Genomic DNA, 26,728 nt, shown 5'->3' with positions numbered 1-26,728 from the left:
CGCAATGCGTCGACTGATCCGCAAAGCGGCACGCCGCGATGACCAGGAACAGACGACGCCGCCCGCGCCGTCAGTCAACGCCCGCCAGGTCATTTCCGACGGTGACAGCATGGATGGGCCGCCGCCCATTCCGTTTTCTCATGGCGCACCGCCGTCGTACCCTGGGCTCGATGCGGTGCCCAATCCCATCCTCTTCGTCCGCCATCCGGCACTGACGATCTTCTACGCAAACCCCGCCGCCGAAGCCGCGCTGGCCGTGTCCCGACGGCAACTGGTGGAGATGTCGCTGCACGAGTTGTTTGTCGATCCATCCGAACTGGCAGAGATGATCGCCACCGTGGCGGGCCGCCAGTTCGATGCCAAGCGGCGCGATGTCTCGCTCGAACGGCCCGGTCACGAGCCATTGCATGCGCATGCGGTGGTGGGTGCTGCCGACTTTGCACCGGGTTCTGTGCTGCTGGAGTTGCTGCCCAACGAGCAGAAGATCCGCAGCGAGCGCGAAGAGCGCTTGCTGGACCTGACCGCCGCCAACAAGGAGCTGATCCGCAACCTCGCGCATGAGATCAAGAACCCGCTTGGTGGGATTCGCGGCGCCGCACAGTTGCTGGAGTTCGAGTTGCCAGAGCGTTCGTTGCGCGAGTACACCCAGGTCATCATCAAGGAGTCTGACCGGCTGCAGACGCTGGTGGACCGACTGCTGGAGCCGCACCGGCATCCTCACATCGTGGGCGACGTGAACATCCACGAGGTGCTCGAGCGCGTGCGCTCTGTGGTGCTGGCTGAGTTTCCGCAGGGGTTACGCATCGTGCGCGACTACGATGCCAGCCTGCCTGAGTTCCGTGGTGACAAGGAACAGCTTATCCAGGCGGTGCTCAACATCGTCCACAACGCGGCACATGCGTTGGCGCATCGCATTGCACAAGGCGACGGTGAGATCGTGTTGCGCACGCGTGTTGCAAGACAAGTCACGATTGCAAAACGTCTTTACAAGCTGGCATTGGACTTGCATGTAGTGGACAACGGTCCTGGGATTCCGGAAGACATCCGCGAGCGCATCTTCTTTCCGCTGGTGTCCGGACGGGAGGGGGGGAGCGGGCTGGGCCTGACACTCGCGCAGACCTTCGTGCAGCAGCACGATGGCCTGATCGAGTGTGAGAGCAGGCCGGGGCAGACCGATTTCCGCATTCTTGTGCCGCTGCACTGACGCTTTATCGGCGCATGCAGAGCGCGAGGACCCAGGCAAAGACGAAGTCAAGCAGACGAACCAACACATGAAGCCAATCTGGATAGTCGACGACGATCAATCCATCCGCTGGGTCCTTGAAAAAGCACTGGCACGCGAGAGCCTGTTGTCGCGCAGTTTCACCAACGCGCGCGACGCGCTCAATGCGCTGGATGAGGAAACGCCGCAGGTGCTGATTTCCGATGTGCGCATGCCGGGCGGCTCGGGGCTGGACCTGCTGCAGGCCATCAAGGCAAAGCATCCGGGGCTGCCGGTCATCATCATGACCGCGTATTCGGACCTGGACAGCGCCGTGGCGGCATTCCAGGGCGGCGCCTTCGAATACCTCGCCAAGCCGTTCGACGTGGATCGTGCGGTCGAGTTGATCCGCCGCGCGCTGGAAGAAAGCCTGCGTGAAGAGGAGATCGACGATCGCCTGAGCGATGCGCCCGAGATCCTGGGCCAGGCGCCCGCCATGCAGGACGTGTTCCGCGCCATCGGCCGGCTGTCGCAGTCGAACGTGACGGTGCTGATTACCGGGGAATCGGGTACGGGTAAAGAACTGGTGGCCCGCGCACTGCACAAGCACAGCCCGCGTGCGAGCGGCCCATTCATCGCGCTGAACACTGCGGCGATTCCGAAAGATCTGTTGGAGTCGGAACTGTTCGGTCATGAGCGCGGCGCCTTCACCGGCGCGCAGACCATGCGCCGCGGCCGCTTTGAACAGGCCGAGGGCGGTACGCTGTTCCTCGATGAAATCGGCGATATGCCGTTCGATCTGCAGACGCGTCTGTTGCGCGTGTTGTCAGACGGGCATTTCTATCGCGTGGGTGGACACAACCCGCTCAAGGCCAACGTGCGGGTGATTGCGGCCACGCACCAGAACCTGGAAACGCGTGTCAAAGACGGCCTGTTCCGCGAGGACTTGTTCCACCGTCTGAACGTCATCCGCCTGCGCCTGCCCGCGCTGCGTGAGCGCCCGGAGGACATCACGCTGCTGGCACGCCACTTCCTGCAGAAGAGTGCCAAGGAGCTGGGCGTGGAGCCCAAGCGCATGTCGGACGAGGCGCTGGCACATGTTGCCACGCTGCCGTTCCCGGGCAACGTGCGCCAGCTCGAAAACCTCTGCAACTGGCTGACCGTGATGGCGCCGGCGCAGACCATCGAGATCAAGGATCTGCCCTACGACCTCGTACGGGGTAACGCGCAGGCGTTGCCCGCAGCCGCCGATGCTGGAACCGTGCGGCCGGTGTTTGTCGGAGAACCTTCGTATGGCGGTGAGCCATATGGTGCTGGGCTGTCGAGTGACACGCTGGCGACGACGACCGCTGCAGGTGCATCGGCTTCCGCAGGCTGGGAGCGTGCGCTCGCGGGCGAGGCCAAGGCCATGCTGGAAGCGGGTCAGCCAGACGTGATGGACGTACTCACGCGCCGTTTCGAAAAGGCGATCCTCGAAGCTGCGCTTGGGGTCACACGCGGGCGCCGCGTGGAAGCCGCAACGCGCCTGGGCATCGGTCGCAACACGATCACGCGCAAACTGCAGGAGCTGGGCTTCGACTGACGCAGTGTCAGTACAGCCGGCCCCACCGAATATCGTCGAGCTTGGCGATTGGGATTGGGCGGATTTCCGAGAGGGAGTCCGCCCTCTTTTTTTGTCCGGGCGGTGCTGCGCTTAGTGCAGGTGGTGCTTCAGGCGCGATAGCTCGTCGTGCGTGCGCATGACGGCGGCGTGCACGCTGTGGTCGATCTTGCCGGCGCTTTGGCATGCCATCTTGGCGCGGTCCGATGCGGCTTCCAGTTGGTCGACGGCCTGCACGAGTGCTTGGGTATCCTGGGTGTTCTCCAGCCGGGCGTGACATTGGCGTGCCTGTTCATCCAACTGCTCGACGGATTGCTTGAGCGCGTCGGGCACGCCGTGCTGTGACATGCACAGCTCTGACAGTTGGGCGATGGTGTGCTCAGCGTGCTCGAGTCGCTGTCGTATTTTCTGGGTTTGCATGAGAGGCTCCTATCGGATGGAAATCGGACGGAAAGGGAGCGCCGCATGTCACACAATCGCCGTGCGCACCACGATGAGGCGTGTGCGTGACACGAATCGGTGCGGCGCACTAACGTGGCGCAAGCAGCGTGCCGCGTGCGCGCACCGATACGTGAGGAGAGTAGGGAGAAACCTGAGAAATGGCTGATGAACGGCTGACCGCATCCCGCTGCCGCTTGAGCGGGGCGGCAATGTTGTCAGCCGTGCGGGGCGGGAAGCGCGGGCGCGCGTGCCCCAAGAATGCGCTCGGCCACTTCGGCAAAACCGCCACCGCCTTCGGCCACGGTCAGGTAGGCGGGCGGCATGGGCAGCGTGTCGATCACGTCCATCACATTGGCCACCCCCACCGAAAGCGGGAAGAACTCGAACATGGCCGCATCGTTGGCGGAGTCGCCCACGAACACCCAGCGCTCGCGCTCGTCATGCAGGTCGATGCCGAATGCGCGGCGGGCGAGTGCCACACTGGCGCTCAATTTGTCGTGCTTGCCAAACCAGCCGTTGACGTGGATTGAGCTGACCGTGGCATGCATGCCGTGCGTACGCATGATGTCGACGATGTGCTGCACCGCGTTTTGCGGCAACGGCGGGACCTGCTCGGCATGATCGACGGCGAGGTCGGCGGCGTGCCAGGCCTGGTCGGTCGCGAGCGCCGAGCCCGGTACCGCACGCATGACCTCCGCACCGATTTCGCGGATGCGTTCGAGATTGCGCGCGCGCGTCTGCGCGTCGTCAACGAAATCGGTGGTCAGGTGTCCGCGTGAATCGATGCGCATGGCAAATGCGCCGTTCTCACCGATCACCGCATCGACTGGCCACAGCCGCGTAATGACCTCGCACCAGGCAATCGAGCGGCCAGTGACCGGCACAACCTTGATGCCCGCGCGGTGCAGCCGTTCCAGCGCCGAGTACGCCAGGGCGGGCAGCTTGCCGCGCGTGGTGAGCGTGCCATCCACGTCCGTGAACACGCCAGTGATATTGCGCAGCGCATCATCCGGCAGCTGGTGCAGGGCGAGCGGCACGCGTCGAACGGCAATCACGGGCGCGGATTCGGGCGAATCTGCTGAAGGCGGCGTAGTGGAGGAGGTCGGGGGGGCGAGCATGCTGCGTGTGCAAAAAAGGGTGGCTTCAATCCATTCTAACGGCCGTTGCAAGCCAAACCTTGGAGGGAATTCCCAATTTCTTTATGACAAAAAGACACGTAACATCCCGCTGTCACAAAAATGACCGACCGTGCCTATACAGTCGGCGCGCCGTGGGCGGAGCGAGGGAGCCCGCCGGGTCGAAACAAGGAGAAATGATGTCGATCAAGAAGATTGCGGGGGCAGCAGCAGTGCTGGCCGCGTGTACGTTTGCGCAAGGCGCATACGCAGTGACGGAAATCCAATGGTGGCACTCGATGGAAGGCGCCTTGAACGATAAGGTGAACGAGATCGCCACCAAGTTCAACGCTAGCCAGTCCGACTACAAGATCGTGCCGGTCTACAAGGGCCAGTACGACGAATCGCTGGCGGCAGGCATTGCTGCCTTCCGCGCCGGTAACGCACCGGCCATCCTGCAGGTGTTCGAAGTGGGCACCGCCACCATGATGAACGCCAAGGGCGCCATCGTGCCTGTGGCCAAGATCATGAAGGACGCCGGCGAGAGGTTCGATCCGAAGGCCTATGTGCCGGCCGTGGCGGGCTACTACACGTCGAACAAGGGCGAGATGCTCTCGTTCCCGTTCAACAGCTCGACGACGATCATGTATTACAACAAGGACGCCTTCAAGAAGGCTGGCCTTGACCCGAACAAGCCGCCCGCAACGTGGCAGGAAGTGGCTATCGATGCGGCCAAGCTGAAGGCCGCTGGCGTGCCGTGCGGCTACACCACCGACTGGCAGTCATGGGTGCATCTGGAAAGCTTCTCGGCCTGGCACAACGTGTCGTTTGCGACCGAGAACAACGGCTTCGGTGGTCCGAAGGCGCGCCTGAATTTCAACGGCCCGGTGCAGATCAAGCACATCGAGAACCTGCTCGACATGCAAAAGAAGGGCTACTTCACCTACGCCGGCCGCAAGGACGAGCCGAAGGCGAAGTTCATCGCGGGTGAGTGCGCCATGCACACGGGTTCGTCGGCGGCGCTGGCGAACATCCGCAAGAACGCCAAGTTCAACTTCAGTCCGGCACCGCTGCCGTATGAAGCCGGCGTAGCAGGCGCGCCGCAAAACACCATCATCGGCGGCGCTTCGCTGTGGGTGATGGGTGGTCACAAGGCTGAGGAGTACAAGGGCGTCGCCAAGTTCTTCACGTTCCTGTCGCGTCCGGACATCCAGGCCGACTGGCACCAGTCGACCGGCTACCTGCCCGTCACGATGGAAGCGTATGAGCTGACGAAGAAGTCGGGCTTCTACGATAAGAACCCGGGCGCCGACGTGGCCGTCAAACAGATGATCGTCAAGACGACCGACAAGTCGCGCGGCATCCGTCTGGGCAACTTCCCGCAGATCCGTCAGGTGATTGACGAAGAACTGGAATCGGTCTGGGCCGGCAAGAAGACGCCGAAGGAAGCGCTGGACGCGGCCGTTGCCCGTGGCAACGAACTGCTCGCCCGCTTCGAGAAGACCGTCAAGGAATAAGCGCAGCATTGCGCTAGTCTCAACCGCCGGCCTCGTGCACCTGCACCGGCCGGCGGTGCGTTTTTGGAACGTCGCATGGAAAAACGCGTTGTCTTTCGATCGCGCTGGCTACCGTATGTGCTGGTCGCCCCGCAGATTGTCATTACCCTGGTGTTCTTTTTCTGGCCAGCAGGCCAAGCGCTGTATCAGTCGTTGCTGCGCCAGGATGCCTTTGGCATCAACCTCGAGTTTGTTGGGCTCGAGAACTTCCACGATCTCTTTGCCGATCCGACCTATCTCGGATCGTTCAAGACCACCGCGCTGTTCGCCATTGGCGTGACTTTCGTGGGCTTGGGCACGTCGCTGGCGCTGGCGTACTTTGCTGACCGAGCGCTGCGCGGCGCCACGTTTTACAAGACGCTGCTGATCTGGCCGTATGCCATTGCACCGGCCGTGGCAGGCGTTCTATGGAGCTTCCTGTTCAACCCGACGCTGGGCATCGTTTCATTCCTGATCCACAAGATGGGTGTGGAGTGGAACTACGTGCTCAACGGTGAGCAGGCGCTGTTTCTGGTCGTCGTCATCGCGGCGTGGAAGCAGATCAGCTACAACTTTCTGTTCTTCCTGGCGGGTTTGCAGAGCATTCCCAAATCGCTGATCGAAGCGGCGGCCATCGATGGCGCCGGGCCGTGGAAGCGTTTCTGGTCGATCATCTTTCCGCTGCTGTCGCCTACCACTTTCTTTCTGATGGTGGTGAACGTGGTGTACGCGTTCTTCGACACCTTCGCCATCATCGATTCGGTCACGCAGGGCGGGCCGTTCAAGGCGACCGAGACGCTGGTGTTCAAGGTGTACCAGGACGGCGTGCGCGGGCTCGACATTGGTGGTTCGGCAGCGCAGTCGGTCATCCTCATGGGCCTGGTGATCGTGCTGACGATCGTGCAGTTCCGCTACGTTGAACGCAAAGTCCAATACTAAAAGGAGGGCAAAGAACCATGATTGAACGCCGTCCATTCCTGGACTTCCTCACCCACGTCGTGCTGATTCTGGGCGTGATCATCGTGGCGTTTCCGGTGTATGTGGTCTTCGTCGCGTCGTCGTTGACGGCCGAAGATGTGCTGCAGGCGCCGATGACGCTGATTCCCGGTCCGCACTTGATAGAAAACTATCGCACGGTGCTCACGCAGGGCATGGGCAACTCGGCCACGCCCGTCGGCACCATGTTGATGAACAGCCTGATCATGGCGCTGGGCATCTCGCTGGGCAAGATCGCGATCTCCATCATCTCGGCCTTTGCGATCGTCTATTTCAAATTCCCGCTGCGTAAGACGTTCTTCTGGCTGATCTTCGTCACGCTGATGCTGCCGGTGGAAGTGCGCATCCTGCCCACCTATAAGGTGGTGTCAGACCTCGGCATGCTGAACAGCTACGCCGGGATGACGATTCCGATCATTGCGTCGGCCACGGCCACGTTCTTGTTCCGGCAGTTCTTCCTGACGATTCCCGATGAATTGGCCGAGGCTGCGCGCATTGATGGCGCGGGCCCCCTCAAGTTCTTCTGGGATGTGGTACTGCCGCTTTCGCGCACCAGCATCGCAGCCCTGTTCGTGATTCAGTTCATCTACGGCTGGAACCAGTACCTCTGGCCGTTGCTGATCACGACCGAGAAGAGCATGACCCCCATCGTGCTGGGCGTGACCCAGATGATCTCCCGCTCCGGCGATTCCGCCACCGACTGGAACCTGCTGATGGCCGTCGTGATGCTGGCCATGCTGCCGCCCGCGGCAATCGTGATCGGCATGCAGCGGTGGTTCGTGAAGGGCCTGGTGGAAACCGAGAAGTAAGCGAGAAGCAAAAGAATAGAAGACTCAAGATGGCAAAACTGTCACTACGCAACGTTCAGAAGCACTACGCCAACCTTCAGGTCGTGCACGGCATCGACATGGAAATCGGCGATGGGGAATTCATCGTCATCGTCGGGCCCTCGGGCTGCGGCAAATCCACGCTGCTGCGCATGGTTGCGGGCCTAGAGCCCATCACTGGCGGCGAGGTGTGGATTGGTGAGCGCGTCGTCAACGAACTGGAACCTGCCGAGCGCGATATCGCGATGGTGTTCCAGAACTACGCGCTGTATCCGCACATGAGCGTGTTCGACAACATGGCGTATGGCCTGAAGATTCGCGGTCTGCCCAAGACCGAGATCCAGGCGCGCGTGCAACAGGCTGCGGGCATTCTCGAACTCGGCAAGCTGCTCGACCGCAAGCCCCGCCAGCTCTCGGGCGGCCAGCGCCAGCGCGTGGCGATGGGGCGTGCGATCGTGCGCGAGCCTGCTGTGTTCCTGTTCGACGAGCCGCTCTCCAACCTCGACGCCAAGCTGCGCGTGCAGATGCGCCTGGAGTTGAAAGACCTGCATCGCCGCCTGCGCACCACCAGCCTGTATGTGACGCACGATCAGGTCGAAGCCATGACGCTGGCCGATCGCATGATGGTGCTCAACGGCGGCCGGGTTGAGCAGATCGGCACGCCGCTCGAGGTGTACTCGCGCCCGGCCAGCACGTTCGTTGCCGGCTTCATCGGCTCGCCGCCGATGAATCTCGTGCCCGTGTCGCGTCAATCGGGCGAGGGCGCGCAGATCCGGGTGGACGGCGCGAAGGAGGGGGATGTTGCTGCAACGCTCGGCCATCTGCCGATGGGCTTGCACCTGCCTGAACGTGCTCTGATGGGGTTGCGCCCCGAGCACATCGAGCCGTGTTCGGCTGACCAGGCCATCGCCTTCGTTAATGTTCGCGTGGTCGAAGCCCTGGGTGCGGATGCGTTTGCCTATGGCTCGCTGGCGGGGCATCCGATCGTGGTTCGCCTGGAGCCGCATGCCGGCGTCAAGGCTGGTGACCAGTTGCCCATCACCACCTCGGCCGAGCATCTGCACTGGTTCGATCCGCAAACCACCCGCCGTATCGAGGCCCTGGCATGAGCGACGCTCGGTCCCTGCCAGCCTGGCCGTATCCGCGCGCCATCGCGCACCGGGGCGCGGGCAAGCTGGCGCCGGAGAACACGCTGGCCGCATTTCGCCACGGCGCCTCGTTCGGCTATCGCATGTTCGAGTTCGACGTGAAGCTCTCTGGCGATGGCGTGGCCGTGCTGCTGCACGATGCCACGCTCAATCGCACCACGAACGGTCACGGCCGCCTCGACGCGCTAACGCTGAGCCAGATCGCGCAACTGGATGCCGGCAGCTGGCACAGCCCAGCCTACGCCGGCGAGCCTGTGCCGACGCTGGCCGCCATCGCACGCTACCTGCGCGCCAACAAATTTTTCGCCAACATCGAGATCAAGCCGGTGCCGGGCGCGGAGTGGCGCACGGGGGCAGCGGTAGCGCTGGATGCCCGCGCGCTGTGGGCCGATACCGAGGTGCCGCCGCTGCTGTCGTCGTTCTCGGAAGAGGCACTGGCTGCGGCGCGCGATGCGGCTCCGGAATTGCCGCGTGCATTGTTGCTCGACACATTGCCCGGCGATTGGCTTGACCGCCTGCGCGCACTGGATTGCGTGGCGCTCGATGCCAACCACCGAGAACTCACGCCCGAAATCATTGCCGAGGCACATGCCGCCGGCTTCCGCGTGTGCTGCTATACCGTCAACGACGTTGACCGGGCCCAGCTGTTGTGGGGCGCAGGCCTGGATGGTTTGATCACCGATTGGGTCGACCAGATTTCGCCTACTGGAATGTGATGGAAGCGATTCTTTGACGTAGCAAAGCAACGCTCCATTGTCACGTCAAAGAATCAGAATATTGCTTATAAACGTGCTATGCTTCCCGCCCGTGAAGACTTAGGTCCTTCCCGCACAACTTGTCTGTAAAAGCTGTCTCGGTACCTCCTTCTTGCCATGCGCGATCCGGTCCGATCAGGTGATTTCAGGCGATTTAGTTTGCGATCCGCTAACCGGTCAAGCCGTGTCGCGGAAGGTTGATGAACCCGCTGAACTCCGGCAGACCCGGAGAAAAGTGAGCGCCCCATGACTGAGCTGTATAAGCAGTATCTGGACACTTCGTACCTGTCCGGCGGCAATGCCGCCTACGTTGAAGATCAGTACGAAGCGTACCTTCAAGATCCCACGTCCGTTAGCGAGGCACTGCGCGCGTACTTCGATGCGCTGCAGAACGTCCCCGCCGTCGACGGTTCCAACGCCCGGGATATCCCCCACGCCCCCATCGTCACCTCGTTCGCTGAGCGCGCCAAAGCTGGCCCGATCAGGACGATCGTCGCGTCTGCCGATTCCGATATGGGTCGCAAGCGCGTGGCTGCGACGCAACTGGTGGCCGCGTACCGCAACGTGGGCTTGCGTTGGGCCGATCTTGACCCGCTCAAGCGTCAGGAGCGCCCGCCGGTGCCGGATCTGGACCCGGCTTTCTACGGTTTCACCGAAGCCGACCAGGACATCGTTTTCAACGCCAGCAACACGTATTTCGGCAAGGAATCGATGAGCTTGCGCGAGTTGGTCAACAACCTGCGCGAAACGTACTGCGGCTCGATCGGCGCCGAGTTCATGTACATCAGCGACCAGGCACAGAAGCGCTGGTGGCAAGAGCGTCTGGAGACCATCCGCTCCAAGCCGACCTTCTCGGCAGAAAAGAAGAAGCACATCCTGGAACGCCTGACGGCCGCTGAAGGCCTCGAGCGCTTCCTCCATACCAAGTACGTCGGTCAGAAGCGCTTCTCGCTGGAAGGCGGCGAAAGCTTCATCGCGGCCATGGACGAAATGATCCAGCGCGCCGGCGAGAAGGGCGTGCAGGAAATCGTGATCGGCATGGCCCACCGCGGCCGTCTGAACGTGCTGGTCAACACGCTGGGCAAGATGCCGGCGGACCTGTTTGCCGAATTCGAGGGCAAGCACGTGGACGACCTGCCGGCCGGCGACGTGAAGTACCACAAGGGCTTCTCGAGCGACGTTACCACCCCGGGCGGCCCGGTTCACCTGTCGCTGGCGTTCAACCCGTCGCACCTGGAAATCGTCAACCCGGTCGTGGAAGGCTCGGTCAAGGCGCGCCAAGAGCGTCGCGGCGACAAGCACGGCGCGCAAGTGCTGGCCGTGCAAGTGCACGGTGATGCAGCCTTCGCCGGCCAGGGCGTCGTGATGGAAACGCTGAACCTCGCGCAGACGCGTGGTTACGGCACGGGTGGCACGATCCACATCGTCATCAACAACCAGATCGGTTTCACGACGTCGGACCCGCGCGATTCGCGCTCGACGCTGTACTGTACCGACGTGGTCAAGATGATCGAAGCGCCGGTGCTGCACGTGAACGGCGACGATCCGGAAGCCGTTGTTCTGGCCATGCAACTGGCCGTGGACTTCCGCACTGAGTTCCAGAAGGACATCGCGGTCGACATCATCTGCTTCCGCAAGCTCGGCCACAACGAGCAAGACACGCCGGCGATGACGCAGCCGCTGATGTACAAGAAGATCGGCACGCACCCCGGCACGCGCAAGCTGTACGCAGACAAGCTGGTCACGCAGAACACGCTGAAGGCCGAAGAGCCGGATGGCCTGGTGCAGGAATTCCGTGCTGCCATGGACGCGGGCAAGCACACGGTTGATCCGGTGCTGTCGAACTTCAAGAACAAGTTCGCCGTGGATTGGCTGCCGTTCCTGAACCGCAAGTGGACGGATTCGGCGGATACGGCTGTGCCGATGGCTGAGCTCAAGCGTCTGGCCGAGCGCATCACCGCCATTCCCGATCACTTCAAGCTGCATCCGCTGGTTGAGAACGTCGTCAACAACCGCGCCAAGATGGGCAAGGGCGAGGTGTCGCTGGACTGGGGCATGGGTGAGCACCTGGCATTCGCCTCGCTGGTGGCGTCGGGTTACCCGGTGCGTATCACCGGCCAGGATGCCGGCCGCGGTACGTTCACGCACCGCCATGCCGTGCTGCACGACCAGAACCGCGAGCGTTGGGACGCCGGCAGCTACATCCCGCTGCAGAACGTGTCGGAAAGCCAGGCTCCGTTCACCGTGATCGACTCGGTGCTGTCGGAAGAAGCCGTGATGGGCTTTGAGTACGGTTACTCGTCGGCCGAGCCGAACACGCTGGTGATCTGGGAAGCCCAGTTCGGTGACTTTGCCAACGGTGCACAGGTCGTGATCGACCAGTTCATCTCGTCGGGCGAAGTGAAGTGGGGTCGCGCCTCGGGTCTGACGCTGATGCTGCCGCACGGCTACGAAGGCCAGGGTCCGGAGCACAGCTCGGCACGCCTTGAGCGTTACCTGCAGCTCTGCGCAGACCACAACATGCAAGTGGTGCAGCCGACCACGCCGGCGCAGATCTTCCATCTGCTGCGTCGCCAGATGATCCGCATGTTCCGCAAGCCGCTGATCATCCTGACGCCGAAGTCGCTGCTGCGCAGCAAGGATGCTGTGTCGCCGCTGACCGATCTGGCCAAGGGCCACTTCGAGACGGTGATTGCTGATACGGCAGAAGATCTGAACGACGCCAAGGTCAAGCGCGTCGTGGCCTGCTCGGGCAAGGTCTACTACGACCTGGTCAACGCACGCAAGGAACGCGGCCAGACCGACACTGCCATCATCCGTGTGGAGCAGCTCTATCCGTTCCCGCACAAGGCGTTTGCGGCCGAGCTGAAGAAGTACCCGAACCTCGCCGAAGTGGTGTGGTGCCAGGACGAGCCGCAGAACCAGGGTGCCTGGTTCTTCGTGCAGCACTACATCATGGAGAACATGGCTGAAGGCCAGAAGCTGGGTTACGCAGGCCGTCCGGCCTCGGCATCGCCGGCGGTTGGCTACTACGCCAAGCACAACGAGCAGCAGAAGGCGCTGATCGATGCGGCGTTCTCCAAGCTCAAGGGCTTCGTGCTGACCAAGTAAGCGAGAGCAGCTCCAGGGCGGTGGCAATGGCTACCGCCTTGGCGCATCTTCATCTCCCGAATCCAACGCAAACGAATTGAAGCGCTGGCCCGCCCCGCCAAACAGGGGTTGCAGGGGCAGCGCGCACATGAATCCAAGGAACCACAAAAATGGCTATTGTTGATGTCAAGGTCCCGCAGTTTTCCGAGTCCGTCGAAGAGGGCACGCTGATCTCCTGGAAGAAGAAGCCAGGTGAAGCCGTGGCCGTGGACGAAGTCCTGGTCGAAATCGAGACCGACAAGGTCGTGCTGGAAGTGCCGGCTCCGTCGGCTGGCGTGCTGGCTGAAGTGCTCGTGGCTGACGGCGCGACCGTTACGTCGGAACAGCTGCTGGCGAAGATCGACACCGAAGGCAAGGCTGGCGCTGCTGCCCCGGCCGCCGCTGCACCGGCTCCTGCTGCTGCCGCTCCGGCACCGGTTGCCGCCGCTCCGGCTGCTGCCGCCACCGGTGGCGTGGCGATGCCGTCGGCTGCCAAGCTGATGGCCGAGAACAACTTGTCGGCTGGCCAAGTGGCCGGCACGGGCCGCGATGGCCGCATCACCAAGGGCGACGTGCTGGGTGCCGTGGCTGGTGGCGCCAAGCCCGCGACTGCCGCTGCTCCGCAAGCCGCACGTCCGGCGCTGCAGCAAGTGGCTGCGCCGGTGGACTTCGCCGCCCTGGGCGACCGTCCGGAAGAGCGCGTGCCGATGAGCCGCCTGCGTGCCCGTATCGCCGAGCGCCTGGTGCAGTCGCAATCGACCAACGCCATCCTCACCACCTTCAACGAAGTCAACATGAAGCCGGTGATGGACTTGCGCGCCAAGTTCAAGGACCAGTTCGAGAAGACCCACGGCGTGAAGCTGGGCTTCATGTCGTTCTTCGTGAAGGCGGCTGTCCACGCGCTGAAGAAGTACCCGGTCATCAACGCCTCGGTTGACGGCAACGACATCGTCTACCACGGCTACTTCGACATCGGTATCGCTGTCGGCTCGCCGCGTGGCCTGGTGGTGCCCATCCTGCGCAACGCCGACCAGATGAGCCTGGCCGACATCGAGAAGAAGATTGCTGAGTTCGGCCAGAAGGCCAAGGACGGCAAGCTGACGCTGGACGACCTGACCGGCGGCACGTTCTCGATCTCGAACGGCGGTACGTTTGGCTCGATGCTGTCGACCCCGATCATCAACCCGCCGCAATCGGCCATCCTGGGCGTACACGCCACCAAGGATCGCGCCGTGGTGGAAAACGGCCAAGTCGTGGTTCGCCCGATGAACTACCTGGCCATGTCCTACGACCACCGCATCATCGACGGCCGCGAAGCCGTTCTGGGTCTGGTGGCGATGAAGGAAGCGCTGGAAGATCCGGCTCGCCTGCTGCTGGACCTGTAATCGACTGCGTTGATGACATGAGACGCCGCCTACGCTGTGCGGCGGCGTCCGAATCGAGGATTTCTCCATGAGCAAAGAATTTGACGTGCTGGTGATCGGCGCCGGCCCTGGTGGCTACATCGCCGCCATCCGTGCCGGCCAGCTGGGCCTGAACGTGGCGTGCTGCGAAGACAACGCCTACGACGATCCGAAGGGCGAACCGCGTCTGGGCGGCACCTGCCTGAACGTCGGCTGCATTCCCTCGAAGGCACTGCTGGCCTCGTCGGAAGAGTTTGAGAACGTGAACCACCACCTGGCCGACCACGGCATCACGGTGGAAGGTGCGAAGGTCGACGTTGCCAAGATGCTCAAGCGCAAGGACGACATCGTCGGCAAGATGACCAAGGGCATCGAGTTCCTGTTCCGCAAGAACAAGGTGACGCTGCTCAAGGGCCGCGGCAAGTTCGTCGGCAAGACCGACGCCGGCTATCAAGTCGAGATCAACGGCAAGGCCGGCGCAGAGGTTGTGACCGCCAAGCACGTGATCATCGCCACAGGCTCGAAGGCGCGCCATCTGCCGAACGTGCCGGTCGACAACGTGACCATTGCCGACAACGAAGGCGCACTGAAGTTTGGTGAAGTGCCGAAGAAGCTGGGCGTGATCGGCGCTGGCGTGATCGGCCTGGAGCTGGGCTCGGTGTGGCGCCGCCTGGGTTCGGAAGTGACGATTCTTGAAGCGCTGCCGAGCTTCCTCGGTGCGGCGGACGAATCCGTTGCGAAGGAAGCCAACAAGCTGCTGACCAAGCAGGGTCTGAAGATCAACGTCGGCGTGAAGGTTGGCGAGATCGAATCGTCGGCCAAGGGCGTGAAGGTCAACTACACCGACGCTGCTGGTGCAGCGCAAGTGCTGGAGTGCGACAAGCTGATCGTCTCGATCGGCCGTGTGCCGAACACCGACGGTCTGGGCCTGGAAGCCATCGGTCTGGCGACGGACCAACGTGGCTTCATCGAGGTGGATGACCACTGCGCAACCAAACTGCCGAACCTGTGGGCGATCGGCGACGTGGTGCGTGGCCCGATGCTGGCGCACAAGGCAGAAGACGAAGGCGTGGCCGTGGCCGAGCGCATCGTCGGCCAGAAGCCGCACATCGACTACAACTGCATTCCGTGGGTGATCTACACCTTCCCGGAAATCGCATGGGTCGGCAAGACGGAACAGCAGCTCAAGGCCGAAGGCCGCGAGATCAAGGCTGGCCAGTTCCCGTTCCTGGCCAACGGCCGTGCGCTGGGCATGGGCACGCCGGAAGGCTTCGTCAAGGTCATCGCCGATGCAAAAACCGACGAGATCCTCGGCGTGCACATCGTGGCTGCCAACGCTTCGGACCTGGTTGCCGAAGCCGTGGTCGCGATGGAGTTCAAGGCTGCGGCTGAAGACATCGGCCGCATCTGCCACCCGCACCCGTCGATGTCGGAAGTGATGCGCGAAGCTGCGCTGGCCGTCGACAAGCGTCAGCTCAACATGTAATCGCTGGCCGCAAGGCAAGCACGATGCCCGGTCATCCAAAAGATGCCGGGCATCGGTCCATTTGGGCCGTCAAACAGCCGGCCTCACGCAGATGAACGTCCAGGAAACCTACCTACAGGAACTGAAGGCGCGCGGCTATCGGCCCGACGAGGCGCAGCAGCGGGCAGTCGATCGCCTGCAGCAATGCTACGACGAATGGGTGGCCTACAAGGCCCGCCGCTCGAGCACCTTGCGCAAGATGCTCGTGCGTCCTGACCTGCCACGCGGCGTGTACATGTGGGGCGGGGTGGGGCGCGGCAAGTCGTTCCTGATGGATGCCTTCTATAGCTGTGTGCCGCTGGTGCGTAAGACGCGTCTGCACTTTCACGAGTTCATGCGTGAGGTGCATCGCCAGCTGGAAGAACTGCGCGGCCGCGCCGACCCGCTCGATGAACTGGCGCGCCGCATCGCCAAGCGCTACCGCTTGATCTGCTTTGATGAATTCCACGTCAGCGACGTTGCTGACGCGATGATTCTGCACCGCCTGCTTGATCAGCTCTTCGCCAATGGCGTGCAGTTCGTGATGACGTCCAACTACCGGCCGGACCTGTTGTATCCGGACGGCCTGCACCGCGACCGTGTGCTGCCCGCCATCGCGCTGCTGCAAGAGAAACTCGACATCCTCAACGTGGATGCCGGTGTCGACTATCGCAAGCGAGCAATGGAGCAGGTGCAGGCGTACTACACCCCGCTGGGCGCCAAGGCCAACTCGGCGTTGCGCGATGCATTTGCTGCCGTGGCGGAAGTGCCGGATGAATCGCCGATACTGCGAATCGAGCACCGTGAAATTCGCGCTGCGCGCAAGGCCGGTGGCGTGGTGTGGTTCGATTTCGCTACGCTGTGCGGCGGTCCGCGCTCGCAGAACGATTACCTGGAAATCGCCTCGCGCTTTCATACCGTGATCCTGGCTGATGTGCCAAAGATGACACCGCGCATGGCATCCGAAGCGCGCCGCTTCACCTGGCTGATCGACGTGTTCTACGACCACAAGGTCAAGCTGCTGATGTCGGCCGAGGTATCGGCGGACGAACTCTATACCGAAGGCCAGATGGCCAACGAGTTCCAGCGCACGGTGTCGCGCATCGTCGAGATGCAGTCGCGCGAATACCTCGAGGCGCCTCGCCGCGAGGTGGATACGTCGTTGACCTGACCGATTGCCGCCCGCCGTGCAGGCGTGCTCAATGCGAAGGCGGCGGATTGCGATGCGAAGATGGCGCGTGTGATGGGCGCAGGTTTACTGCCCCCAGGAAATCCTGCGCCAAGCTCTCGTTCTTACGATTGACGTTGCGGAACGCGCCTTCCACCAGCATCGGGGCGATGTTGCTCACGTCCGTTTGCGAGGCGATGGCCACGTCCTCAGCAAAGCCGCGTTCGCACAGTTCGCGGCCCGACACCGAATCCAGCAGCCACGCTTTCATCATCCCGGTCTGGGAGGCCTCCCGATAGATCGCCCGTGCAGCGAGGGCTTCGGGCGATAGCGCTTGCGGCAGAAAGCCCGCGACCGTCTCCGACAGGTGATGCACGATGGCGCCGGCGGCCAGCCAATCCTCCAGGGCCGGGCGTAAACTTCCGTCGGCCCAGCGCTTGCCCGACGCCACCACGGCCACGCGGCGGCCGAGTCGCGATGCTGCCTCCGCCACGGCACGCGCGTTGCGCAGGCAACCGGCAAACGTAGGCGTTGAACCGGTCGCCAGGGCCAGCGTTGCGCCGTTGGGTGAGGGCAGGACCAGGCTGCTGCCCACCGGCAGTTCCTTCAACGAGGCCGGCGACAGCGAGTAGCCAGGCTGACTGCGATTGGTGCACGCCAGCATGGCGCCGGCACGGCGGGCAAAGACTTCCGCACTGCTGTCGCGCCACGGATACGGGTAGATGCGCGCGCCGCGCCCGACCGCAATGTCCACACAGGTGCAGAACGACAGCACGTCGACCACGATGACCGCGTCGCAATGTGGTGCCAGCGTGGAGGCACCGTGCTCGCCCCACTCGCAGTGAATGTTGTACAGGCTGAATTCGGTTGCCACGGGACGCCCTCCTGTTTGCCTGGTCCAGCTAACACTATAGGACGCGGAATATTTTGCGACAGGGCAGTGCGACCACGTGTGCCTTGCACGGCGCTTAGCCGCGTGTTCAGCCACGGTGACGGCTCTTGACGCACATCAATGGGCGGTTGGCGGCGTGTGGCTAGCATGGCCACATAATGACGACGACCTACGCCCCAACGCTTTCCGCCGCTGCCCGCGGCGCGGCTTCGCCACATCAGGCAAGTGAGGCAGCGTCGTCACAAACCACCTGCTACCACTGCGGTTCGTCGCTTGATGCAGCGAACGCGCTGCACGGCAACATCGCCGACCAATCCCAAACGTTTTGCTGTGCCGGTTGCCAGGCGATTGCGCAGACGCTGCACGCCTCCGGCATGGGCCATATCTATGATGGCCCGATTGCCTTTGCCCGCCCGCTGGACGGCGATAAGCGCGCTGAGGCCGAAGCTGTGTGGGCGACATACGATCTACCCGTCATGCGCGAGCGCTTTGTGCGCGCCCGTGCGGATGGTGCAGAGGAGGTCTCGCTGGCGATCACCGGCATGCGCTGTGCCGCATGCGTCTGGCTGATCGAGCGCGCGCTTTCGCGCGTTGTCGGCATCCGCGAAACCACCGTCAACTACGCTACCGAGCGCGCTCGCCTCGTCTGCGAGCCGGGTGCCGTGCGCCTGTCAGCTGTGTTTGCAGCCATTGCTGACGTGGGCTACGAGGCCTGGCCCGATCAGCCTTCGGCCCGCCGTACGGCAGAGGCGCGCGAGCGCCGCAGCCTGCTGATCCGGCTCGGTATTGCCATGCTCGGGATGATGCAGGTGATGATGTACGCGTGGCCGGTGTACTTGCACGGTAGCGACATCCCCGTCGACCAGACCCGCCTGATGCAGTGGGCGAGCCTGTTGCTGACCGTGCCGGTGGTACTGATCTCTGCTGCTCCGATCTTCCGCAGCGCGTGGCGTCAGGTACGGCACGCACATGTCGGCATGGATGTGCCGGTGGCGCTGGGCATTGGCGCAGCGTTCGTCGCGAGTGTGTTCGCCACGGTGCGCGGCCATGGCGAGACGTATTTCGATTCTGTGACGATGTTCGTCGCGTTTCTGTTGGCGGCGCGGTATCTGGAACTGCGCGCGCGGCAGCGTGCCGCATCCGGCGCAGAGGCCCTGGTGCGCCAATTGCCTGCCACGTGTCGCCGTATGGATGCGGCGTCCGGCACGTTGCAAACCATTCCCGTTGCCACGCTGTGTGTGGGCGATTGTGTGGAAGTGCGTGCAGGCGAGGTGCTCCCCGCTGACGGCGTGATCGAGCGCGGCACCACCGAGATCGATGAATCGCTGCTCTCCGGTGAGAGTGTGCCGCGCCAGCGCGATATCGGCTCGGCCGTGCTTGCCGGCAGCTATAACGTGGCCAGCGCCATCCGTGTGCGCGTGAGCCGTGTGGGCACGCAGACGCGTCTGGCGGCCATCGTCGAACTGCTGGATCGTGCGCTGACCGACAAGCCTCGCATGGCTGAACTGGCCGATCACGTTGCCGGCCGCTTTGTGGCGGTGCTGCTTGGTTGGGCGGTGCTGACGGCGATTGCGTGGTGGTGGATCGATCCCACCCGTATGTTTGCCGTCACGGTCGCGGTGCTGGTGGTGAGCTGCCCATGTGCGCTGTCACTTGCCACACCGTCCGCACTGGCAGCGGCCAGCGGCGCGTTGGCAAGGCGCGGCGTGCTGGTCACGCGCGGTCACGCCATCGAAAGTCTGGCTGCGGTGACCGACGTGCTGCTCGACAAGACCGGCACGCTCACCGAAGGGCGTCTGCGCTTGCTGAGCATCGAAACCTTTGGCGATGTCGATGCCGAATCCTGCCTCGCGATGGCCTGTGCGATGGAGCAATCGGAGAACCATCCGATCGCGCAGTCGCTGCGTGCTGCCGCGCCCGATGCATTGACATTGCCCGCTGTGGAGTGCGCCACCAACGTGCCGGGGCATGGGGTGCATGCGGTGGTTGGTGAACAGTCGCTGCGCTTGGGCACACAGCTGTTCGCCGCGACGCAGTACGCGAATCAATCAGTCAAGGCCATCCGCTACGGCTACGAAGCGCCGATGGAAGAAGTGCCGCCCGACGCGGCATGTACCGTGGTCTGGCTTGGCCGCGACGGACAACCCCTCGCGCGCTTCACCCTGGCGGATACCCCGCGCGCCGATGCGCCTGCCTGCCTGGGGGCTTTGCGCGAGCAAGGCTTGTGTTTGCACCTGGTGTCCGGTGACGCGCCGGAGACGGTGCGCTGGTGGGCCAACCGATTGGGGATCGATCACGCAGTCGGCGGCGCCAGCCCCGAGGACAAGCGCACCTATGTGCAGCAGCTGCAGGCGCGCAGGGCACGTGTACTGGCCGTCGGCGATGGCATCAACGATGCGCCCTTGCTTGCGCAGGCGCAGGTCTCGATCGCTATTGGCACCGGTGCGCCGCTTGCACAGGCAGGCGCCGACGCAATCCTCACCGAGCCTCGCCTGTCCGCCATCAGCGAGGCCGTATACATCGGCCGCCGCACGTTGCGTGTGGTGCGCCAGAACCTCGGTTGGGCCTTTGCTTACAACGCGATCAGCATCCCGCTCGCCACGCTGGGGTGGCTGTCGCCTTTGGCGGCGGGCATCGGCATGTCGGTGTCGTCGTTGCTGGTCGCGCTCAACGCGTGGCGTCTATCGCGTGCCCCGCGGCACGTGGCCTAGGAGGCCGCATGGAAACGCTGTTCCTGCTGATTCCGCTGTCGCTGATGCTGGTGGTAGCGATTGTCGGTGTGTTGTGGTGGGCCGTCGGCTCGGGCCAGTACGACGATCTGAAGACACCTGCTGAGTCGATTTTGCTGGACCCGGATACGCCTGTGCGCAACACAAGGCCGCGCGACTGAGCAGCTTAACCACATTGGCCGGGGTGCCTTGATGCACGTCAAGACCCAAAGGTCGCTCGATTCTTAACATGACCGCATCAAACCAACACACTCGGGGAGCAAGCATGGAATCGTCCAGCGCGTTGCAGCACACCCAGACCTTCAACTACCGCGTTGTCCGCCAGTTCTCGATCATGACGATCGTCTGGGGCATCGTTGGTATGGCGGTCGGTGCGCTGATCGCGGCCCAGTTGATCTGGCCGCAACTGAATTTTGGGGTGCCCTGGCTGACGTATGGCCGGTTGCGTCCGTTGCATACCAACGCGGTTATCTTTGCGTTTGGCGGTAGCGCGCTGTTCGCCACGTCGTACTACATCGTGCAGCGTACCTGCCAGGTGCGCTTGTTCTCCGACGCGCTGGCGGCCTTTACGTTCTGGGGCTGGCAGGCGGTGATCGTGGCGGCGGTCATTACGCTGCCGCTGGGCTACACCAGCTCGAAGGAATACGCCGAGCTGGAGTGGCCGATCGACATCCTCATCACGCTGGTGTGGGTGGTCTACGCCGTCGTGTTTTTCGGCACCATCATCAAGCGCAAGACCCGCCACATCTACGTGGCCAACTGGTTCTTCGGCGCTTACATCGTCACCATTGCGCTGCTGCACATCGTCAACAACGCTGAATTGCCGGTGACGATGTGGAAGTCGTACTCGGCCTATGCAGGTGTGCAGGATGCGATGGTGCAGTGGTGGTACGGCCATAACGCCGTGGGCTTCTTCCTGACCACCAGCTTCCTGGGGATGATGTACTACTTCGTGCCCAAGCAAGCGGAGCGTCCGATCTATTCGTACCGTCTGTCGATCGTTCACTTCTGGGCGCTGAACTTCACCTACATGTGGGCGGGCCCGCACCATCTGCAATACACCGCACTGCCGGACTGGGCGCAGTCGCTGGGTATGGTGTTCTCGCTCATTCTGCTGGCGCCGTCGTGGGGCGGCATGATCAACGGGATCATGACCCTGTCGGGCGCGTGGCACAAACTGCGCACCGATCCGATCCTGAAGTTCCTGGTGGTGGCGCTGTCGTTCTACGGCATGGCGACGTTCGAGGGCTCGATGATGTCCATCAAGACCGTCAACGCGCTGTCGCACTACACCGACTGGACCATCGGCCACGTGCACTCCGGCGCGCTGGGTTGGGTGGCCATGATCACCATCGGCTCGATGTACTACATGATCCCGCGCCTGTTCGGGCAGCAGAAGATGTACAGCACGCGGCTGATCGAGGTGCACTTCTGGATCGCCACCATCGGCGTGGTGCTCTATATCGCCGCCATGTGGGTCGCCGGCGTCATGCAGGGCCTGATGTGGCGTGCCACCGAGGCTGACGGCACGCTCACCTATAGCTTTGTCGAAGCAGTGAAGGCGACGTACCCGTTCTACATCATCCGCCTGCTGGGTGGCCTGTGCTTCCTGAGCGGGATGCTGCTGATGGCATTCAACGTGTTCAAGACCATCCAGGGCAGCAAGGCGGTGGATGCGCCGATCCCTCAACCGGCCCAGGCCCCGCTGGTCGCGGCACAGTGAGGAGACGAACATGAGCAACCAACAAAAGAGCTTCTTCTCGCACGAGACGCTGGAAAAGAACATCGGCTTGCTGATCGTGATGACGCTGGTCGTCGTCAGCATCGCCGGGCTGGTGCAGATCGTGCCGCTGTTCTTCCAGCACTCCACCACCGAGCCGGTCAAGGGCATCGCGCCGTATTCGCCGCTGCGGCTGGCCGGGCGCGACATTTATATCCGCGAAGGCTGCGTCGGCTGTCACTCGCAGCAAGTGCGTACGCTGCGTGCCGAAACCGAGCGCTATGGCCATTACTCGCTGGCTGGCGAATCGGTGTTCGATCACCCGTTCCTGTGGGGTTCCAAGCGTACGGGGCCGGACCTGGCGCGCGTGGGTCAGCGCTATTCGGATGACTGGCACCGCATCCACCTGCGCGATCCGCGTGAGGTGGTGCCGGAATCGAACATGCCGGCCTACGCATGGCTTGCCAAGACGCCGCTCGACAGCAGCGACATCGAAAAGAAGATGCACGTGCTGCGCCAGCTTGGCGTGCCCTATACGGATGCACAGATTGCCGGCGCGCGTGAGCAGCTTGCCGGCAAGACCGAAGAAGACGCCGTGGTGGCCTTTCTGCAGGGCCTGGGCGTAGAGCTGCGTAATGTGCGCGATGTGGCTGCGGCACCTGCCGCGTCGCCCGCCACCGTCGCTACCAAGGAGTGAGCCATGGCCATGCTGAGTGCAATTGCCACTGCGGTCTTCCTGGTGCTGTTCGTGGGGATCAGCTGGTGGGCGTTCTCGGCGCATCGCGCTGCCGCCAACGCGGAATCGGCCATGCTGCCGTTTCTGCTGCCCGATGAAGCCGAGGTCGCCGGCGCACGCGCAGACGCGTCGCGCCCACATCAATAAGGACACAAGATCATGAGCGACTTCATTTCCGAGTTCTGGGGGTACTACATCTCGGCGATTGCCCTGGTGGGTATCGCCTGGTGCATTTGGCTGCTGTTCTCGCAACGCAAGATCACGATCGCGCCCGGGCAGCAAGCCGGCGACGACACCGGCCACGTGTGGGACGGTGACCTGCGCGAGCTGAACAATCCGTTGCCGCGCTGGTGGATGTGGATGTTCTTGCTGTCGTGCATCTTCGCCTTGTCATACCTCGTCCTGTATCCGGGGCTGGGTGCATATGGTGGTGTGCTGGGTTTCTCCACGCGCGGCGAGCTGGCCTCGCAGCGTGCTGCAGCTGATGCCAAGGTGCGCCCGCTCTACGAGCGCTACGCCGGTATGGACATCAAGCAGATCGCCACCGACCCGCAAGCACACGAAATCGGCCAGCGCTTGTTCCTGAACAACTGCGCGCAATGCCACGGCTCGGATGCGGGCGGCTCCAAGGGCTTCCCGAACCTGACCGACAACGACTGGCTGTATGGCGGTGATCCGGAGACGATCCTCACCACCATCACCAAGGGCCGCCATGGCGTCATGCCGTCGTTGGCAGCGGTGGTGGATGCCAACCAGGCCGCCAACGTGGCCAACTACGTGCGCTCACTGTCGGGCCTAACCTATGACCCGATCAAGGCGTCACGTGGCGAGTCGACCTTCAAGTCGGTCTGCGCCGCGTGCCACATGGCCACCGGCAAGGGCAATCAGGCGCTTGGCGCCCCCAACCTGACCGATCGCGTCTGGTTGTACGGCAGCTCCGAGGCAACGATTGTCGAGACCATTCTCAAGGGTCGCGACAACACGATGCCGGCACACGAGAACCTGCTGTCTCCGGAGAAGATCCGCATGCTGGCGGCCTATGTGTGGGGGCTGTCGAACAACAACACGAGCGCCCAGCAATGAGCGAACACGAACCCGGCTGGCGCCCCATGACACCTGCCGTTGCAACGGCAGGCTCGGACGACACGCCTACCGAGCAGGCGCTCTACGAAGTCCGGCGCAAGATCTATCCGCGCTCCGTGACGGGGGCGTTCGCACGCTGGCGCGTGTGGATGGTGCTGGCCACGCAAGCCATCTTCTACGGTTTGCCGTGGTTTGAGTGGAACGGGCGCCAGGCGGTGTTGTTCGACCTGGGGGCGCGCAAGTTCTACCTGTTCGGGCTGGTGCTGTGGCCGCAGGACGTGATCTACCTGACGGTGCTGCTGGTGCTGTCGGCGTTGGGGCTGTTCCTGTTCACGGCGGTGGCGGGGCGGCTCTTCTGTGGCTACGCCTGCCCGCAAACGGTCTACACGGAAATTTTCATGTGGATCGAGCGGCATATCGAAGGCGACCGCTTCGCTCGCATCCGCCTCGACGGTGAGCGCTGGAGCCTGCGCAAGCTGCGCCTCAAGTTGGCCAAGCATTCGGCCTGGGTGGTGATCGCGTTGTGGACGGGCTTCACCTTCGTCGGCTTCTTCACGCCAATCCGCCATCTCGGCATGGAGACTTGGACGCTGTCGCTCGGGCCGTGGCAAACCTTCTGGATGTTGTTCTACGCGTTCGCCACCTGGGGCAACGCCGGTTTCCTGCGTGAGCAGGTGTGCCTCTACATGTGCCCGTACGCCCGCTTCCAGAGCGTGATGGTCGACCCCGATACCTACGTCGTCACCTACGACACGCAACGCGGCGAGCCGCGCGGTAGCCGTTCGCGCAGCGCAGACTTCGCGGCGCAAGGGCTCGGTTCGTGCGTGGACTGCAGCATTTGCGTGCAGGTGTGCCCGACCGGCATCGACATTCGCCAGGGCCTGCAGTACGAGTGCATTGGCTGCGGCGCCTGCATTGATGCATGCGATCAGGTGATGGACAAGATGCGTTACCCGCAGGGCCTGATCCGCTACACGTCCGAGCGTGCGATGCACGACCGGCTCACCCCGAAGGAGGCACGGCGCCATCTGCTACGCCCGCGTGTGCTGATCTATGCCGGCATCATGCTGGTGCTCATCACGGGCTTCATCGTTGCGCTGACGATGCGCCAGCCGCTCAAGGTGGACGTGATTCGCGATCGTGGTGCGCTGGCGCGTGAGGTGGACGGCGGCAAGATCGAGAACGTCTATCGACTGCAGTTGATGAATGCCTCGGAGCAACCCGTGCGCGTGACCATCACGGCTGAAGGACTGCCACAGCTGGAGGTGCAGGGTGGCCGCGGTGAATCGACCACGCTTGAACTGGCACCTGCAGCCAACCGCCTTTTGCCGATCCGCGTGCGTCGTCCGGCGGATGACCTGACTGCCGGCTCGCACAAGATCCGTTTTGTGATCCAGGCAGACAGCGGCAGCGACAGCCTTGTGCTGCGTGAGCCATCGAGTTTCATCGTGCCGCGCTGACGCGGTTTTTAGAACAGGAGACACAGATGCAGGCAATGCAATCTTCCGCTCCGGCCCGGCCATGGTGGCGCGAGCCTTGGCCGTGGCTGCTGATGGCCGGCCCCTTCGTCGCCATGATCGGGTGCGGCGTCACCATCTGGTTGGCCGTGTCGCATCCGGATCCCGTCATTCATGACAACGTCGTACGGCGCGGCCTGGTCGTCGAGAAGCCCGTCTCCGTGCCGGCCCATGCCGCCCACGGGGAGGTCCGATGAAACGCCGCCTGCTGATGTGGATTCTCTGGCCCGCGTTTCTATCTGCGGCGCTGGCCGAGCTGGTCGTGTTTGCGGTGGTTGACCCGGCGGATCTGCGCTTCTTCGGAGAGCAGATCGCCGTGTCGGCCGAGGCGGTTTACACGGTGTCGTTCTTCGTGTTCTGGTTGCTGTGCGGATTGTCCAGTGCGCTCACACTGTATGTGTCGCCGGGCATCGGCAAGCTGGAGGCGCATGAGCATCCGCTCGTGTGAGCGGATGTCCTGCAAGGGGGCGGCCTAGTTGGCTTGGCCGCTCATCACTTGGCGCAGGCCAGCCATGTCGATCAGCTTGACGTGGCGCTGGCGGATCTGGATGAGACCGGCCTCAGCAAAGCGTGAGAACAGGCGGCTTACGGTTTCGAGCTTCAGGCCCAGATAGCTGCCCAGTTCTTCGCGGCTCATGCGCAGCACGAACTCGGTTGACGAATAACCACGCTGGGCTGAGCGCTTGGACAGGTTCAGCAGGAAAGCAGCAAGGCGTTCTTCGGCGCGCATCGAGCCGAGCGTCAGCAGCATCTGGTGATCCTGCGAGATCTCCTTGCTCATGATGCGCAAGAACTGGTGCTGCAGAGAGGGCAGCCGGCGCGAGAGCTGCTGCAGTTGGTCGTAACGCACCACGCAGACTTCGGTGTCTTCCAGCGCGGTGGCATCCGACACGTGGCACATGTCGCCAATGCCATCGAGCCCGACGATCTCGCCGGGCAGGTGGAAGCCGGTGATTTGGTGGCGACCGTCTTCCAGCGTGAGATGCGTCTTGAGCGTGCCGAAGCGGATGCCGTACACGGCTTCGAGCGGTTCACCGAGGGCGTAGAGCGTCTGGCCTTTTTTGATGCGGATGCGCTCGGCAACCAACTCATCCATCTTGCGCACGTCTTCCGAATTCATGCCCACTGGCAGACAGATCTGGCCGAGTACGCAAGTGGAACAACGTGAAGCTTGGTCGGTGAGTGCGATTCGTGTGAGCACAGGGGGCGAGTGAATTTCGAGTAAGTGA

General features: G+C 63.1%; 24 protein-coding genes. 20 read left to right on the top strand and 4 right to left on the bottom strand.

All coding sequences use genetic code 11. The features are described from left to right. Positions 1-4 precede the first annotated feature (4 nt). Complete coding sequence (glnL, locus tag R2N11_RS08280; RefSeq protein ID WP_316680775.1) at positions 5-1,204, top strand: nitrogen regulation protein NR(II); 1,200 nt, start codon at positions 5-7, stop codon at positions 1,202-1,204. Between the two features lie 67 nt (positions 1,205-1,271). Then, on the top strand, positions 1,272-2,783 hold the full coding sequence (ntrC, locus tag R2N11_RS08275) for a nitrogen regulation protein NR(I) (RefSeq protein ID WP_316680774.1): 1,512 nt from the start codon (positions 1,272-1,274) through the stop codon (positions 2,781-2,783). Positions 2,784-2,894: 111 nt separating this feature from the next. Here the strand turns inward: ntrC and R2N11_RS08270 are convergent, their stop codons facing one another. Both R2N11_RS08270 and R2N11_RS08265 read right to left on the bottom strand, forming a co-directional pair. After that, a complete protein-coding gene (locus R2N11_RS08270) occupies positions 2,895-3,221 on the bottom strand; it encodes a hypothetical protein (protein WP_199032438.1) in 327 nt (108 codons plus the stop codon). Positions 3,222-3,457: 236 nt separating this feature from the next. After that, complete coding sequence (locus R2N11_RS08265; protein ID WP_316680773.1) at positions 3,458-4,360, bottom strand: HAD-IIB family hydrolase; 903 nt, start codon at positions 4,358-4,360, stop codon at positions 3,458-3,460. A 197-nt stretch (positions 4,361-4,557) separates the two neighbouring features. Between R2N11_RS08265 and ugpB the strand changes: the two genes are divergently transcribed. The 9 genes from ugpB (at position 4,558) to zapE (ending at position 16,825) form a co-directional block, all read left to right on the top strand. Further along, positions 4,558-5,874, top strand: a complete 1,317-nt coding sequence (gene ugpB / locus R2N11_RS08260; protein WP_199032439.1) for a sn-glycerol-3-phosphate ABC transporter substrate-binding protein UgpB — start codon at positions 4,558-4,560, stop codon at positions 5,872-5,874. Positions 5,875-5,949: 75 nt separating this feature from the next. Continuing rightward, entirely contained in the window at positions 5,950-6,831 is an 882-nt protein-coding gene (ugpA, locus tag R2N11_RS08255; RefSeq protein WP_199032436.1) for a sn-glycerol-3-phosphate ABC transporter permease UgpA, read from the top strand. Between the two features lie 17 nt (positions 6,832-6,848). Beyond that, positions 6,849-7,697, top strand: a complete 849-nt coding sequence (gene ugpE, locus R2N11_RS08250) for a sn-glycerol-3-phosphate ABC transporter permease UgpE (RefSeq protein ID WP_021194232.1) — start codon at positions 6,849-6,851, stop codon at positions 7,695-7,697. 29 nt (positions 7,698-7,726) lie between these two features. Continuing rightward, positions 7,727-8,824 (top strand): sn-glycerol-3-phosphate import ATP-binding protein UgpC, encoded by a 1,098-nt coding sequence (locus R2N11_RS08245; protein ID WP_199032434.1) that lies wholly within the window; start codon positions 7,727-7,729, stop codon positions 8,822-8,824. Continuing rightward, the gene (ugpQ, locus tag R2N11_RS08240; protein WP_316680772.1) at positions 8,821-9,579 is read left to right on the top strand and encodes a glycerophosphodiester phosphodiesterase; all 759 of its coding nucleotides are present in this window, start codon (positions 8,821-8,823) and stop codon (positions 9,577-9,579) included. The genes R2N11_RS08245 and ugpQ overlap by 4 nt, the downstream gene beginning before the upstream one ends. Positions 9,580-9,864: 285 nt before the next feature. Next, positions 9,865-12,729 (top strand): 2-oxoglutarate dehydrogenase E1 component, encoded by a 2,865-nt coding sequence (locus tag R2N11_RS08235; protein ID WP_199032432.1) that lies wholly within the window; start codon positions 9,865-9,867, stop codon positions 12,727-12,729. 149 nt (positions 12,730-12,878) lie between these two features. After that, entirely contained in the window at positions 12,879-14,132 is a 1,254-nt protein-coding gene (odhB, locus tag R2N11_RS08230) for a 2-oxoglutarate dehydrogenase complex dihydrolipoyllysine-residue succinyltransferase (RefSeq protein WP_199032431.1), read from the top strand. A 67-nt stretch (positions 14,133-14,199) separates the two neighbouring features. Then, entirely contained in the window at positions 14,200-15,636 is a 1,437-nt protein-coding gene (gene lpdA, locus R2N11_RS08225; RefSeq protein WP_199032430.1) for a dihydrolipoyl dehydrogenase, read from the top strand. 91 nt (positions 15,637-15,727) lie between these two features. Beyond that, positions 15,728-16,825, top strand: coding sequence for a cell division protein ZapE (gene zapE / locus R2N11_RS08220; RefSeq protein WP_316680771.1), 1,098 nt, complete (start codon positions 15,728-15,730; stop codon positions 16,823-16,825). A 28-nt stretch (positions 16,826-16,853) separates the two neighbouring features. Here zapE and R2N11_RS08215 read toward each other — a convergent pair whose 3' ends face one another. Beyond that, positions 16,854-17,696 carry a 2-phosphosulfolactate phosphatase gene (locus R2N11_RS08215; protein WP_199033184.1) on the bottom strand — a complete coding sequence of 281 codons (843 nt, stop codon included), beginning with the start codon at positions 17,694-17,696 and terminating at the stop codon, positions 16,854-16,856. Positions 17,697-17,872: 176 nt separating this feature from the next. Between R2N11_RS08215 and R2N11_RS08210 the strand changes: the two genes are divergently transcribed. From R2N11_RS08210 to R2N11_RS08170, 9 genes are all read left to right on the top strand, one after another. After that, positions 17,873-20,425, top strand: a complete 2,553-nt coding sequence (locus tag R2N11_RS08210) for a heavy metal translocating P-type ATPase (protein ID WP_316680770.1) — start codon at positions 17,873-17,875, stop codon at positions 20,423-20,425. Positions 20,426-20,433: 8 nt separating this feature from the next. Next, positions 20,434-20,604 (top strand): cbb3-type cytochrome oxidase assembly protein CcoS, encoded by a 171-nt coding sequence (gene ccoS, locus R2N11_RS08205; protein WP_199033338.1) that lies wholly within the window; start codon positions 20,434-20,436, stop codon positions 20,602-20,604. A 104-nt stretch (positions 20,605-20,708) separates the two neighbouring features. Beyond that, a complete protein-coding gene (gene ccoN, locus R2N11_RS08200; RefSeq protein WP_316680769.1) occupies positions 20,709-22,166 on the top strand; it encodes a cytochrome-c oxidase, cbb3-type subunit I in 1,458 nt (485 codons plus the stop codon). A gap of 10 nt (positions 22,167-22,176) precedes the next feature. Continuing rightward, positions 22,177-22,860, top strand: coding sequence for a cytochrome-c oxidase, cbb3-type subunit II (gene ccoO, locus R2N11_RS08195; RefSeq protein ID WP_199030941.1), 684 nt, complete (start codon positions 22,177-22,179; stop codon positions 22,858-22,860). Between the two features lie 3 nt (positions 22,861-22,863). Next, the gene (locus R2N11_RS08190) at positions 22,864-23,046 is read left to right on the top strand and encodes a cbb3-type cytochrome oxidase subunit 3 (protein WP_199030940.1); all 183 of its coding nucleotides are present in this window, start codon (positions 22,864-22,866) and stop codon (positions 23,044-23,046) included. A 12-nt stretch (positions 23,047-23,058) separates the two neighbouring features. Beyond that, positions 23,059-23,982, top strand: a complete 924-nt coding sequence (gene ccoP, locus R2N11_RS08185) for a cytochrome-c oxidase, cbb3-type subunit III (RefSeq protein WP_199030939.1) — start codon at positions 23,059-23,061, stop codon at positions 23,980-23,982. Beyond that, positions 23,979-25,442 carry a cytochrome c oxidase accessory protein CcoG gene (gene ccoG, locus R2N11_RS08180; protein ID WP_199030938.1) on the top strand — a complete coding sequence of 488 codons (1,464 nt, stop codon included), beginning with the start codon at positions 23,979-23,981 and terminating at the stop codon, positions 25,440-25,442. Before ccoP ends, ccoG begins: the two co-directional genes overlap by 4 nt. Positions 25,443-25,468: 26 nt before the next feature. Then, positions 25,469-25,696, top strand: a complete 228-nt coding sequence (locus tag R2N11_RS08175) for a FixH family protein (RefSeq protein ID WP_199030937.1) — start codon at positions 25,469-25,471, stop codon at positions 25,694-25,696. Beyond that, entirely contained in the window at positions 25,693-25,947 is a 255-nt protein-coding gene (locus R2N11_RS08170; protein ID WP_169340260.1) for a hypothetical protein, read from the top strand. The genes R2N11_RS08175 and R2N11_RS08170 overlap by 4 nt, the downstream gene beginning before the upstream one ends. Before the next feature lie 24 nt (positions 25,948-25,971). Here R2N11_RS08170 and fnr read toward each other — a convergent pair whose 3' ends face one another. Further along, the gene (gene fnr, locus R2N11_RS08165) at positions 25,972-26,700 is read right to left on the bottom strand and encodes a fumarate/nitrate reduction transcriptional regulator Fnr (RefSeq protein ID WP_080981278.1); all 729 of its coding nucleotides are present in this window, start codon (positions 26,698-26,700) and stop codon (positions 25,972-25,974) included. Positions 26,701-26,728 lie beyond the last annotated feature (28 nt).

Origin of the sequence: Ralstonia flaminis, assembly GCF_958415495.1 — a bacterium.
Lineage (GTDB): Bacteria > Pseudomonadota > Gammaproteobacteria > Burkholderiales > Burkholderiaceae > Ralstonia > Ralstonia flaminis.
Note: the sequence above shows the minus strand (reverse complement) of the source record. Positions and strands in the feature narration are given on the sequence as shown.